The organism is Pedobacter immunditicola, assembly GCF_037482985.1.
In the GTDB taxonomy this organism is placed as follows: domain Bacteria; phylum Bacteroidota; class Bacteroidia; order Sphingobacteriales; family Sphingobacteriaceae; genus Pedobacter; species Pedobacter immunditicola.
Genome location: NZ_JBBHKC010000005.1, coordinates 262,607 through 276,597 on the forward strand (window position 1 = coordinate 262,607; position 13,991 = coordinate 276,597).

At 39.5% G+C, this 13,991-nt stretch carries 10 protein-coding genes; 7 read left to right on the plus strand and 3 right to left on the minus strand.

Features of this window, described 5'->3' with window-relative positions; all coding sequences use genetic code 11:
- Positions 1-62 precede the first annotated feature (62 nt).
- The 7 genes from rplK (at position 63) to WG905_RS10650 (ending at position 10,953) form a co-directional block, all read left to right on the plus strand.
- Positions 63-506 (plus strand): 50S ribosomal protein L11, encoded by a 444-nt coding sequence (gene rplK / locus WG905_RS10620; protein WP_339591691.1) that lies wholly within the window; start codon positions 63-65, stop codon positions 504-506.
- A 23-nt stretch (positions 507-529) separates the two neighbouring features.
- Entirely contained in the window at positions 530-1,234 is a 705-nt protein-coding gene (gene rplA / locus WG905_RS10625; RefSeq protein ID WP_339591692.1) for a 50S ribosomal protein L1, read from the plus strand.
- Positions 1,231-1,758, plus strand: coding sequence for a 50S ribosomal protein L10 (gene rplJ / locus WG905_RS10630; protein ID WP_339591693.1), 528 nt, complete (start codon positions 1,231-1,233; stop codon positions 1,756-1,758). Before rplA ends, rplJ begins: the two co-directional genes overlap by 4 nt.
- Positions 1,759-1,821: 63 nt before the next feature.
- On the plus strand, positions 1,822-2,196 hold the full coding sequence (gene rplL, locus WG905_RS10635) for a 50S ribosomal protein L7/L12 (RefSeq protein WP_339591694.1): 375 nt from the start codon (positions 1,822-1,824) through the stop codon (positions 2,194-2,196).
- A 156-nt stretch (positions 2,197-2,352) separates the two neighbouring features.
- A complete protein-coding gene (gene rpoB, locus WG905_RS10640) occupies positions 2,353-6,156 on the plus strand; it encodes a DNA-directed RNA polymerase subunit beta (protein ID WP_339591695.1) in 3,804 nt (1,267 codons plus the stop codon).
- Positions 6,157-6,231: 75 nt separating this feature from the next.
- Complete coding sequence (gene rpoC / locus WG905_RS10645) at positions 6,232-10,521, plus strand: DNA-directed RNA polymerase subunit beta' (protein ID WP_339591696.1); 4,290 nt, start codon at positions 6,232-6,234, stop codon at positions 10,519-10,521.
- Positions 10,522-10,638: 117 nt separating this feature from the next.
- Positions 10,639-10,953 (plus strand): DUF3467 domain-containing protein, encoded by a 315-nt coding sequence (locus WG905_RS10650; RefSeq protein WP_339591697.1) that lies wholly within the window; start codon positions 10,639-10,641, stop codon positions 10,951-10,953.
- Here WG905_RS10650 and miaA read toward each other — a convergent pair.
- The 3 genes from miaA to WG905_RS10665 are packed head-to-tail and all read right to left on the minus strand — an operon-like array spanning position 10,950 to position 13,978.
- Entirely contained in the window at positions 10,950-11,858 is a 909-nt protein-coding gene (gene miaA / locus WG905_RS10655) for a tRNA (adenosine(37)-N6)-dimethylallyltransferase MiaA (RefSeq protein WP_339591698.1), read from the minus strand. The two genes, WG905_RS10650 and miaA, sit on opposite strands and share 4 nt — an antisense overlap.
- Positions 11,859-11,864: 6 nt before the next feature.
- Positions 11,865-12,518 carry an IS1096 element passenger TnpR family protein gene (locus tag WG905_RS10660; RefSeq protein ID WP_339591699.1) on the minus strand — a complete coding sequence of 218 codons (654 nt, stop codon included), beginning with the start codon at positions 12,516-12,518 and terminating at the stop codon, positions 11,865-11,867.
- Positions 12,519-12,574: 56 nt separating this feature from the next.
- A complete protein-coding gene (locus tag WG905_RS10665; protein WP_339591700.1) occupies positions 12,575-13,978 on the minus strand; it encodes a CCA tRNA nucleotidyltransferase in 1,404 nt (467 codons plus the stop codon).
- Positions 13,979-13,991 lie beyond the last annotated feature (13 nt).

Here is a 13,991-nt window from a genome sequence, read left to right on the forward strand (position 1 = left end):
AGATCTTAAATGTTACATGCTTCCAAATTTAACATTGAGTATTACAATTAACAAAACAAAAAATGGCAAAAGAAGTCAGTGCGCTTGTTAAATTACAAATCAAAGGTGGAGCCGCAAATCCATCACCTCCGGTAGGACCTGCATTGGGTGCTAAAGGGGTGAACATTATGGAGTTTTGCAAGCAATTCAACGCTCGTACCCAAGATAAGCCCGGTAAAGTATTACCAGTTGTAATTACTGTCTATGCTGACAAGTCTTTCGAATTTATCATCAAAACTCCTCCTGTAGCTATCCAGTTAAAAGATGCTACTAAATTAAAGAGTGGTTCTGCTGAGCCCAACCGTAAGAAAGTTGGTTCGGTGACTTGGGATGAAGTTAAGTCGATTGCTGAAGATAAGATGACTGACTTAAATGCTTTCTCTATCGAAGCGGCAATGAGTATGGTTGCCGGTACAGCACGCAGTATGGGAATCACCGTAAGTGGTGACGCACCCTGGACAAATTAATTAACAAAAAACAGTTTACAACAGTGGCTAAATTAACAAAAAATCAAAAAAAGGCACATGCTAAACTAGAAGCCGGTAAAACGTATTCTTTATTGGATGCAGCTGCTTTGGTAAAAGAGATTACTACCACTAAATTTGATGCTTCGGTTGATATCGACATCGCTTTAGGAGTAGATCCACGTAAAGCCAATCAAATGGTGCGTGGTATCGCAACTTTACCACACGGCACAGGTAAAACTGTACGCGTTTTAGTACTTTGTAATCCTGACAAGGAAGAAGAGGCTAAAGCAGCAGGTGCAGATTTCGTAGGTTTAGACGAATATGTAGCCAAAATTGAAGGTGGATGGACTGATGTTGACATTATTATCACTACTCCTGCTTGTATGGCAAAAGTAGGTAAACTGGGCCGCGTTTTAGGTCCACGTAACCTTATGCCAAACCCTAAATCAGGTACTGTAACTAACGAAGTTGGTAAAGCAGTAACTGATGTGAAAGGCGGGAAAATAGATTTTAAAGTTGACAAAAGTGGTATCATTCACGCTTCAGTAGGAAAAGTATCATTCCCAGCAGAGAAAATTTATGAGAATGCGCTTGAAGTAATTCAGGTAATTTCAAAATTGAAACCATCTGCTGCAAAAGGAACTTATTTTAAGAGCATTCATGTTTCTTCAACAATGAGTCCTGGAATAGCGATCGAAACTAAGTCAGTAGCGGGGGCAAAAATATGAACAGAGAAGAAAAACACGAACTAGTCGTAGCTCTTCAGGAGAAAATGCAACAGTATGGCAATTTTTATATTGCAGATACTTCAAGCTTGTCTGTTGAGAAAGTGAATATTATCCGTCGCAAATGTTTCGAAAGCGGGATTGAAATGCAGGTAGCTAAAAATACTTTGATCAGAAAAGCGATCGAAGGTTTAGATGGCGACGCATCAGAGATCTTTGCAGCGCTAAAAGGTCAGTCAGCATTATTATTTTCTACTACAGGTAACGGACCAGCTAAGCTGATCAAATCCTTAAGAAAAGGTAAAGGTGTTGATAAGCCTCAACTAAAAGGTGCATATATTGAGTCAGCGGTTTACGTTGGTGATCAGCATTTAGATGCATTGGTAAGCATTAAATCGAGAGAAGAGCTTATTGGTGATATCATTGGCTTATTACAGTCGCCAGCCAAAAACGTTATCTCAGCACTTAAGTCTAGCGGTGGTAAAATTGCAGGAATTGTTAAAACTCTTCAAGAAAGAGAAGGTTAAGGAACGCCTTATAAGTTCATATTGAAATAAATTATTTTACGTAAAATTTTAAAATCTATAAAAATGGCAGATTTAAAAGCGTTTGCTGAGCAATTGGTAAACTTAACAGTTAAAGAAGTTAACGAATTAGCTCAAATCTTGAAAGACGAGTATGGTATTGAACCAGCTGCTGCTGCAGTTGCTGTTGCAGGTCCTGCTGGTGATGCTGCTCCTGCAGCTGAAGAAAAAACTACTTTTGATGTAATATTAAAAGAAGCTGGTGGTGCTAAATTAGCAGTAGTTAAATTGGTAAAAGACCTAACTGGCCTAGGCTTGAAAGAAGCTAAAGAATTAGTTGATGGTGCTCCAAAAGAATTAAAAACTGGTGTTACTAAAGACGAAGCTGAAGGTTTGAAAAAACAATTAGAAGAAGCTGGAGCAGTAGTTGAAATTAAGTAATCGCTTAATTTTAATATAACTTTATCATAGACTCCGACTGTTAATAGTCGGAGTCTATACCTGTTTAAAAACATTTCATTTAGTTTGGCTGATGAAATGATGTTAACGGCAAACCAAACAAATAGTTTATTCTTAAAGTAATTTAACTTTAGTCCATTGGCAAATAAAGTCGACCAAAGAGTAAATTTTGCACGTAGTAAGCACATAATAGATTATCCTGATTTTCTAGATGTGCAGTTGCAATCATTCAGGGAATTTTTTCAGATCGAGACTACTTCAGATAACCGTCACACAGAGGGGTTGTTTAAAGTGTTTGCTGAGAATTTTCCAATCACCGATTCCAGGAACATTTTTGTTTTGGAATTCCTTGATTATTTTATTGATCCACCGCGTTATGATATACCGGAGTGTATTGACCGTGGGTTAACTTATAGTGTTCCATTAAAAGCAAAGCTTAAACTTTCTTGTAATGATGCTGAACACGAGGATTTTGAAACCATTATTCAGGATGTGTATTTAGGAACCATTCCTTATATGACTCCTAAGGGTACATTCGTGATTAACGGTGCAGAGCGTGTTATTGTTTCTCAATTACACAGGTCTCCAGGAGTGTTCTTCGGCCAAAGCCGTCACACTAATGGTACCAAGCTATATTCTGCCCGTGTAATTCCTTTCAAAGGATCCTGGATTGAGTTTGCTACTGACGTAAATAACGTCATGTATGCTTACATCGATCGGAAGAAGAAGTTTCCGGTGACCACCTTATTGCGTGCTATCGGTTACGACTCTGATAAAGACATTCTGGAGTTGTTTGACCTTGCTGATGAGGTGAAGGTTAGCAAATCTGGCTTGAAGAAATATATCGGACGTAAACTTGCCGCAAGGGTTTTAAGAAAATGGGTTGAAGATTTTGTGGATGAAGATACCGGTGAGGTAGTTTCCATAGATCGTAACGAAGTTATCTTAGACAGGGACACTGTTTTAGAAGATGAGCATGTTGATATGATCATTGACGCTGGTGTTAAAACCATCATCTTATCTAAAGAGGATGGCGCCAGTCAGGCTGATTATACTATTATATATAATACTTTACAAAAGGATACTTCTAACTCCGAAAAAGAGGCTGTTGAAAACATCTATCGTGCTTTGCGTAACGCAGAACCACCTGATGAGGAAACTGCAAGGGGTATCATTGAGCGTTTGTTCTTCTCGGATAAACGTTATGACTTGGGTGATGTTGGTCGTTACCGCATCAACCGTAAGTTGAAAATGGATACGCCAGACCATGTGAAGGTTTTAACTAAGGCTGATATTATTGCTATCGTTAAATACCTGATCAAACTGATCAACTCTAAAGAAGAGGTGGATGATATTGACCACTTGTCTAATCGTCGTGTACGTACGGTAGGTGAGCAATTATACGCTCAATTTGGTGTTGGTTTAGCTCGTATGGCCCGTACAATCCGTGAGCGGATGAACATTCGTGATAATGAGGTGTTTACGCCAACTGATTTAATTAATGCCCGTACTTTATCGTCGGTTATTAATTCCTTCTTTGGTACTAACCAGTTATCTCAGTTTATGGATCAAACGAATCCATTGGCAGAGATTACCCACAAACGTCGTTTGTCAGCCTTAGGCCCAGGTGGTCTTTCACGTGAGCGCGCTGGTTTTGAGGTGCGTGATGTTCACTACACTCACTATGGCCGCTTGTGTACGATTGAAACACCTGAGGGACCAAACATTGGTTTGATTTCCTCTCTTTGTGTTCATGCTAAGATTAATAATTTAGGTTTTATTGAAACGCCATACAAGAAAGTTGTTGACGGTGTGGTTGCAGTAGACGAACCTGTTATTTATCTTTCTGCGGAAGATGAAGATGGTAAAACCATCGCACAGGCTAATGCAGCTTATGATGATCAGGGTAACTTTACCACGCAACGTGTTAAAGCGCGTTACGAAGGTGACTTCCCGGTTATTGAGCCTGAGAAATTAGACTTGATGGATGTTGCACCGAACCAGATTACTTCGATTGCAGCTTCATTAATTCCTTTCTTAGAGCATGATGATGCTAACCGTGCCTTGATGGGTTCAAACATGCAACGCCAGGCTGTTCCGTTATTACGTCCTGAAGCACCAATTGTTGGTACAGGACTGGAAGGTCGTGTTGCACGTGACTCCAGAACGCTGATTAATGCGGAAGGTAATGGTGTTGTAGAATATGTTGATGCTAATGAAATCACCATTAAATATGAAAGAAATGATGCAGATCGTTTAGTTTCATTTGAAGGTGACAGCAAAACTTATAGATTAATAAAATTCAAAAAAACCAACCAGAATACTTGTATCAACCTTAAACCTATCGTTAAGAAAGGTGAAAAAGTTACTAAAGGACAAGTGCTTTGTGAGGGTTATGCTACTGAAAATGGTGAATTGGCATTAGGAAGAAACTTAAAGGTTGCTTTCATGCCTTGGCAGGGATATAACTTTGAGGATGCGATCGTAATTAACGAACGTATTGTTAGAGATGATATCTTTACTTCTTTACACATTGAAGAATTTGAATTGGAAGTGCGTGATACGAAACGTGGTGAGGAAGAGTTAACCTCTGATATCCCTAACGTTTCTGAAGAAGCTACTAAAGATTTAGATGATAATGGTATTATCCGTGTAGGTGCTGAAGTTAAAGAAGGTGATATTCTGATTGGTAAGATCACTCCTAAAGGAGAATCTGATCCATCACCAGAAGAGAAACTTCTTCGTGCCATCTTTGGTGATAAAGCCGGAGATGTGAAAGATGCTTCGTTGAAAACTCCACCATCTATTAAAGGGGTTGTTATTGATACTAAATTATTCTCAAGAGCTAAGAAAACTACAAAAGCAGAAGAAAAAGCTGCGATTGAGAAATTAGACAAGAGATATAATATAGCAATTGAAAACCTTAAAAATGAATTGGTAGATAAATTGTTCCAGATTGTAAATGGTAAAACTTCTCAGGGTGTTTTCAACGTTTACAAAGAACTTTTGTTCCCTAAAGGTGCAAAATTCACACAAAAAAGCTTAGTTGAATTGGAATATGCTCACATTAATCCATACAAATGGACGACTGATGAGGATAAGAATGATCAGATCAAAATGTTGTTGCACAATTATGGTATTCGTGTAAACGAAGAACTTGGTGCTTACAAACGTGATAAATTCGCAATTAGTGTGGGTGATGAGTTGCCTTCTGGAATTGTACAGATGGCAAAGGTTTATGTTGCTAAAAAACGTAAACTTAAAGTAGGGGATAAAATGGCTGGTCGTCACGGTAATAAAGGTATTGTTGCCCGTATTGTACGTGATGAAGATATGCCTTTCTTGGATGACGGAACGCCTGTTGATATTGTGTTGAACCCTCTTGGTGTACCTTCACGTATGAACCTTGGTCAGATCTATGAAACTGTATTAGCATGGGCTGGACAGGAATTGGGTGTTAAATTTGCAACTCCGATTTTTGATGGCGCCAAGCATGATGAAGTGGAAGAATGGATCGCTAAAGCTGGCCTGCCTGCTTCAGGAAGAACCTATTTGAAAAATGGTTTAACTGGTGAGAGATTTGATCAGCCGACTACTGTTGGTATTATCTACATGTTGAAATTAGGCCACATGGTTGATGATAAGATGCATGCCCGTTCAATCGGACCATACTCTTTAATTACACAACAACCATTAGGTGGTAAGGCTCAGTTCGGTGGTCAGCGTTTTGGTGAGATGGAGGTTTGGGCATTGGAGGCATTTGGTGCTGCCAATATCCTTCAGGAAATCTTAACTGTTAAATCCGATGATGTTATCGGAAGAGCGAAAACTTATGAAGCTATTGTAAAAGGTGAAAACCTTCCTTCACCTGGCGTACCGGAGTCATTTAATGTACTGGTACATGAGCTGCGCGGATTAGGTTTAGATATTACGTTAGACTAATTGTTTTAGGTTATAAAGATGCGTCATGGTTTACATGACGCATCTTTTCGACTTAAGACTTACAAATAAAAAGATATGTCTTACAAAAAGGATAATAAATTAAAAAGCAACTTCACTTCGATTACCATTAGTTTGGCATCGCCAGAGGCAATTCTGGAACGCTCTAGTGGAGAAGTGTTGAAACCTGAAACCATCAATTACCGTACATACAAACCTGAACGCGATGGTTTGTTTTGTGAACGGATATTTGGCCCGGTTAAAGATTACGAATGTCATTGCGGTAAATATAAACGTATCCGTTATAAAGGTATTGTTTGTGACCGTTGTGGTGTTGAAGTTACAGAAAAAAAAGTACGTAGAGAGCGTATGGGGCACATCAATTTGGTGGTTCCTGTTGCGCATATCTGGTACTTCCGCTCCCTGCCAAATAAAATCGGTTACTTATTAGGTTTACCTACAAAAAGACTGGATCTGATTATTTACTACGAACGTTATGTAGTTATTCAGGCCGGTACGATGGGTGAAGAAGGTATCCAGTATATGGATTTCTTAACAGAAGAGGAATATCTTGATATTCTTGATAAATTACCTAAAGAGAACCAATACCTTGATGATAAAGATCCTAATAAATTCATCGCCAAAATGGGTGCTGAAGCTTTAGAAGATCTATTAAAACGTATTGATTTAGATACTTTATCTTACAACTTACGTCACCAGGCAGCAAACGAAACCTCTCAACAACGTAAAAACGAAGCTTTAAAACGCCTGCAGGTGGTTGAGGCTTTCCGTGGTTCAAGAACTCGTATCGAGAATAACCCTGAGTGGATGATCATTAAGATTGTTCCTGTTATTCCACCTGAATTGCGTCCGTTGGTTCCTTTAGAGGGTGGTCGTTTTGCTACTTCAGATTTAAATGATCTTTACCGTCGTGTAATTATCCGTAACAACCGTTTGAAGCGTTTGATCGAGATCAAAGCACCGGAAGTAATTTTGCGTAACGAGAAAAGGATGTTACAGGAAGCGGTAGATTCGCTATTTGATAACTCCCGTAAAGTTAACGCTGTTAAAACTGAAGGTAACCGTGCCCTTAAATCTCTTTCAGATATCCTGAAAGGTAAACAAGGTCGTTTCCGTCAGAACTTATTAGGTAAACGTGTGGATTATTCTGCTCGTTCGGTAATTGTTGTAGGTCCTAGCCTTAAATTACATGAATGTGGTTTACCAAAGGATATGGCTGCAGAATTGTTTAAACCGTTCATCATTCGTAAGATGATTGAAAGGGGTATCGTAAAAACTGTGAAATCTGCTAAGAAAATTGTAGATAGAAAAGACCCTTTGGTTTGGGACATCCTTGAAAATGTGCTTAAAGGACACCCGGTATTACTGAATCGTGCGCCTACGTTGCACAGATTAGGTATCCAGGCTTTCCAACCTAAATTAATTGAAGGTAAAGCCATACAATTACACCCCCTTGTTTGTACTGCATTTAACGCGGATTTTGATGGTGACCAGATGGCAGTCCACTTACCTTTAGGTAATGCTGCAATTTTGGAAGCCCAGATTCTGATGTTAGCTGCGCACAATATTCTTAACCCGGCGAATGGTACACCTATTACAGTACCTTCACAGGATATGGTTTTGGGTCTTTATTATATTACTAAAGGCCGTAGAACTGATGAGAGCAGAATTGTAAAAGGACAGGATTTTATTTTCTATTCGCCTGAAGAGGTAATCATTGCTTACAATGAGAAAAGTATAGATCTTCACGCATTTATCAAAGTTAGGGTAAATGTAAAAGAAGAAGATGGAAATATTGTTAGTAAAATAGTTGATACGACTGTTGGACGTGTACTCTTTAATCAAATGGTACCTGAAGAAGTTGGTTTTATCAACGAACTGCTGACTAAAAAATCTCTTAGAGATATTATTGGTCATGTTGTTAAAGTTACCGGAATGGCACGTGCAGCCCGTTTCCTTGATGATATCAAAGAACTAGGTTTCCAAACGGCCTTTAAAGGTGGTTTATCTTTCAACTTGCAGGATGTTAATATTCCAGTTGAAAAACAAGCGCTATTGGAACAAGCAACTAATGAAGTTGAAGAAGTAAGGAATAACTATAACATGGGATTCATTACTAACAATGAGCGTTACAATCAGATCATTGATATTTGGACTCGTATCAATAACCGTCTTACTTCTTATGTAATGACACAGTTATCGAGCGATAACCAGGGTTTCAACTCAGTATACATGATGCTTGATTCTGGAGCACGTGGTTCTAAAGAGCAGATTCGTCAGCTTTGCGGTATGCGTGGTTTGATGGCGAAGCCTCAAAAATCTGGTTCCGGTGGTGAGATTATCGAAAACCCGATTCTTTCAAACTTTAAAGAAGGTTTATCGGTATTAGAGTACTTTATCTCTACTCACGGTGCTCGTAAAGGTTTGGCGGATACAGCGTTAAAAACTGCTGATGCGGGTTACCTGACTCGTCGTTTACATGACGTTGCACAGGATATGATTGTTAACTCGCCTGATTGTGGAACTTTAAGAGGTATGTACACTACTGCCCTTAAAGATAACGAAGACATTGTTGAACCATTATATGACAGAATTTTAGGTCGTATTTCTCTTCATGATGTGTATAACCCACTTGATGGTAAATTATTGGTCGGTGCCGGTGATGATATTGATGAAGAGGTTGCTAAAGCAATTGAACAATCTCCAATTGAAGGTGTTGAAATCCGTTCCGTATTAACCTGCGAAAATAAGAGGGGTGTTTGTGCCCTTTGTTACGGAAGAAACTTAGCTTCTGGTAAACGTGTTCAGAAAGGTGAGGCTGTTGGTGTTATCGCTGCACAGTCAATCGGAGAGCCGGGTACACAGTTAACGTTACGTACTTTCCACGTGGGTGGTACCGCTTCGAACATTGCTGCTGAATCTCAGATTCTGGCGAAGTTTGATGGTGTCATTGAATTTGAAAATATCCGTACTGTAGAAAATGTCAATGATGAAGTTGCTAATCAGATTGTTTTAGGACGTTCAGGTGAATTCAAAATTGTTGAGCCTAATACGGGTAAAATCATCATGACCAACAACATCCCTTACGGATCATTCTTATATGTTGAAGATGGAGCGAAAATCTCCAAAGGAGACAGGATTTGTTCGTGGGATCCATATAACGCCGTTATTATTTCGGAGTTTGCGGGTAAAATTGAATTTGATGCTATCGTTGAAGGTGTAACTTTCCGTGAAGAGTCTGATGATCAAACTGGTCACCGTGAGAAAGTAATTATTGATACACGTGATAAAACTAAAAATCCTTCTGTTAGGGTTGTTGATAAAAAAGGTGAATTAATCAGGGCTTATAATATTCCTGTTGGTGCTCACATCGCTGTTGATGAAGGCGACGCTGTGAAAACCGGTCAGATCCTTGTTAAGATTCCTCGTACAACTGGTAAAACAAGGGATATCACCGGTGGTTTGCCTCGTGTAACTGAATTATTTGAGGCTCGTAACCCATCGAACCCTGCTGTAGTAACAGAAATTGATGGTGTTGTTGCTTTAGGTGGTGTTAAACGTGGTAACCGTGAAATCACTATTGAATCTAAAGAAGGTGAAGTTAAGAAATACCTGGTTCCATTGTCTAAACACATCCTTGTTCAGGATAATGACTTTGTAAAAGCTGGTATGCCATTATCTGATGGTTCTATCTCTCCTGCTGATATCCTTAAAATTAAAGGTCCTGCTGCAGTTCAGGAGTACCTGGTTAATGGTGTTCAGGAAGTTTACCGTCTACAAGGTGTGAAAATCAATGATAAACACTTTGAGGTGATTGTGCATCAAATGATGCAGAAAGTTCATATTGAAGATCCGGGTGATACTATTTTCTTAGAAAATAACTCTGTTGACCGTTGGGACTTTATGGTGGAGAATGATGAGATCTACGACAAAAAAGTTGTGGTTGAAGCAGGTGATTCCAATAATGTTAAACCAGGTCAGATTATTTCATTGCGTAAATTAAGGGATGAAAATTCTCAGTTAAAACGTAAAGATTTGAAACAGATTGAAGTCCGTGATGCAAGACCTGCAACAGCGAGCTCTGTTCTTCAGGGTATCACACGTGCTTCATTAGGAACCAAATCATTTATCTCTGCAGCTTCCTTCCAGGAGACTACAAAAGTGCTTAACGAAGCAGCTATTGCTGGTAAACGTGATAGCATGCTTGGATTGAAAGAAAACGTAATCGTTGGTCACCTGATTCCTTCAGGTACTGGTGTACGTGGCTATGAGAAGATAATTGTTGGTTCTCAGGAAGAATACGATAAATTACTTGCTTCTAAACAAGAAGAAGAAGTAGAAGCTTAGTTTTATAATAAGATTTAGTAAGTCCCTCAGCGTTCAGCTGAGGGACTTTTTTTATGGCATTATTTTGGGGGGTAAATAAATTAATAAACTTTGAATTAAAAGGTTAGTTTTGTTATTATGGAAGAAAAAAACAACGAGAATCAAATGCAAATTGAGCTATCGGAGGAGATTGCAGAAGGTATATTTTCAAATTTAGCGATCATCACTCATTCTAATACGGAATTTGTAATTGACTATATCAGGGTAATGCCGGGTGTGCCCAAAGCGAAGGTAAAATCCAGGATCATATTAACTCCTGAGCATGCTAAACGCGTAGCCATTGCATTATTGGATAATATTGAAAAATATGAAGCTATTAATGGACGTATTAAAATACAAGAGGATGCCCCTGATATTCCGATGCAGTTTGGTGGCCCAACCGCTCAGGCTTAAATTTGAGCCTGGATGTATGCGAGGATTGCAGGATAATCCTCGGGCCCGAACCACATGGTTTCAGGATCTTTACGGAACCAGGTTAACTGCCTTTTGGCAAAACGACGGGTATTTTGTTTGATGGCGCTAACGGCCTCCTCCAGGGAAACTTTTCCCTCCAGGTAATTAAAGAGCTCCGTATAGCCTACCGTGTTTAATGCATTCAGGTGCTTATAGGGAAGGAGTTGCCTGACTTCTTCAAGTAAGCCTGCTTCCATCATTTGATCTACCCGATGATTTATTTGCTGATATAACTGGGCACGATCGGTATTCAAACCTATTTTAACCATGTTAAATGGCCTCTCTTTTTTGCTGTTGGTTTGATAAGCTGAGAGCTTTGTACCCGTAGAAAGGAAAAATTCCAATCCTCTAATCATGCGTTGAGGATTACCCTGATCTACTTTTGCAAATAATTCAGGATCCACAATTGCAAGCTGATGTTTGATATCCTCCAAGCCCAGTGCTGCATAGCGCTGTTTGAGCTGCTCCCTGATGTTTAAGTCTGTTTCTGGAAGTTCATCCATGCCATTACAAACCGCATTGATGTATAGTCCGGATCCTCCGACCATCACCAGCTGATCATGACTTTTAAAGAGTTCCTCGGTTAGCTTTAAGGCCTCTATTTCAAAATCACCCGTACTGAAAAAGGTGTTGATGCTATGTGAATTAATAAAGTGGTGTGGGGCAGCGGCCAACTCAGCTGTTGATGGCTTGGCCGTACCAATTTCCATCTCCCGGAAGAATTGCCTGGAATCTGCAGAAATAATTTCCGTGGAAAAGTGATTAGCCAGTTTAATGGCCAATGTGGTTTTGCCAATCGCTGTTGGCCCAACGACAACAATAAGATTTTTACGCTGCCCCTTCATTAGGTATTAGTAATCATCTTCCTTGCCACCGCCGTATCCTTCGTCCTCAAAATCATCGTCGTCAGTAAATACATCTTCATCGTGATTCTCTTCCTCGTCATCAGACTGTTCCTTTTCGTTGATGCCAGTGCCACCCATAGCCTCTAGTTCTTCGGTGTCTTCAGGAACAACGTCAAGCTCATTAAGAAAGTCAAACTCGCTAACAACAGGTGCCGCAGCGGCCGCAAGCGCTTCAGGATTGTTCTTGTCAAAGATTTTAGGCGCTTCTCCGATGCTCTTCACCACGTAGGGGTACTGGATATTCGGGTCAGTTTCTAGAATGATCTTGATCAGCTCCACATGGAAGTCAAATGGCCGGTCGAAGTTGTAGATGTAATAGAATTTTTGGTGAGGGTCTTCAATCAGACTGCTCAACTTTACATTTTCCATTAAGCTTACACCTCTGTCGATTTTACGCTGGTTTGGAAGGTAGGCAATTTCTTCCCCCTTGATCCAGTGATCAGTACTTACGTAAAAAGAAGAGGACTTCTCTGGATCATATCCGGTAGAGCGATGAATTGCTTTGTGTAAATCCTCAAATCTTTGTGTAGACTTGATATCGATTTCCCTAACAACTTCATCATAATCTTCAAAACTTACTCTAAATCTATAAATTGCCATCTGAGCCTTTATTTCTTATAATAATTAACAACTAAACAACATTATGTGATATGTCACTATTGAACAGGGCTTAGCCCATATTCTTTTGCTTTCTTAAGCATAAATTGTACCGCTTCCTCGTAGGAGTTGGTGATTTCACCTTCGAGGATTGCCTCCCTGATGGCGTTCTTGAGTAAACCTACTTCTTTACCCGCAGTAAGTCCAAACATATTCATTATATCATTACCTGTAACAGGCGGCTGCCAGTTTCTCACTTTATCACGCTCTTCAACGTCTTTAAGCTTCTGCTTTACAAGTTCAAAATTATTACGGTATTTTTTTACCTTATATTCATTTTTAGTGGTGACGTCTGCATTGCATAATAGCATTAAACTTTCAATGTCATCACCGGCGTCAAATAACAATCTTCTCACTGCCGAATCTGTCACCACTTCCTGAGCCAATACAATGGGCCTCAAATGTAATTGCACTAGTTTTTGCACAAATTTCATCTTATCGTTTAAGGGTAGTTTCAGCTGTGCAAATATCTGGGGCACCATCCTTGCACCTTTATCCTCATGGCCATGAAAAGTCCAGCCATGACCTTCTTCAAAACGTTTGGTGGCAGGTTTGGCAATGTCATGCAAAATCGCTGCCCAGCGCAGCCATAAATCAGCTGTATACAAAGATATGTTATCTAAAACCTGCAGGGTATGGTAAAAATTATCTTTATGCCCTTTTCCATTAATGACTTCCACGCCGTAAAGATGAGCCATTTGTGGAAAAATAAGTTTGAGCAGGCCGGTATCAAATAAATATTTGAAACCTATGGAAGGTACAGGTGATAAGATAATTTTATTCAGCTCATCGGTGATGCGTTCTTTTGAAAGAATGCTGACACGTTCCTTTTGTTTTTTTATAGCTGCGATGGCCGCTTCATCAATGTTGAAATTAAGTTGCGTTGCAAAACGAATGGCACGCAACATTCGCAAGGGATCATCAGAGAAAGTAATCTCCGGATTTAGCGGTGTTTTGATCAATTGTTGTTCCAGATCAGCCAGCCCGTTAAAGGGATCTATCAGTGCACCATAATTTGCTTGGTTTAAGGAAATGGCCAGGGCATTAATGGTGAAATCCCTCCTGAGCTGGTCATCTTCAATGCTGCCATTTTCTACGATAGGTTTCCTGGAATCCGATCTGTAAGATTCTTTTCGGGCTCCAACAAATTCAATTTCAAGATCCTGATATTTTAACATTGCCGTGCCGAAGTTTTTAAAGACAGCTACTTTTGTTTTCAACTTCTTTCCAGCTAACTCAGCAAATTCTATTCCATTGCCCAGAACTACTATATCGATATCTTTAGAGGGGCGTTGCAGAAAAATATCACGTACATAACCGCCGATTATATATGCTTCGATATTATTTTGACTGGCAATATCAGCAAGCGCATTGAAAACCGGATGTTCTAAGTGTTTTTTCATAATTGTTATCCAC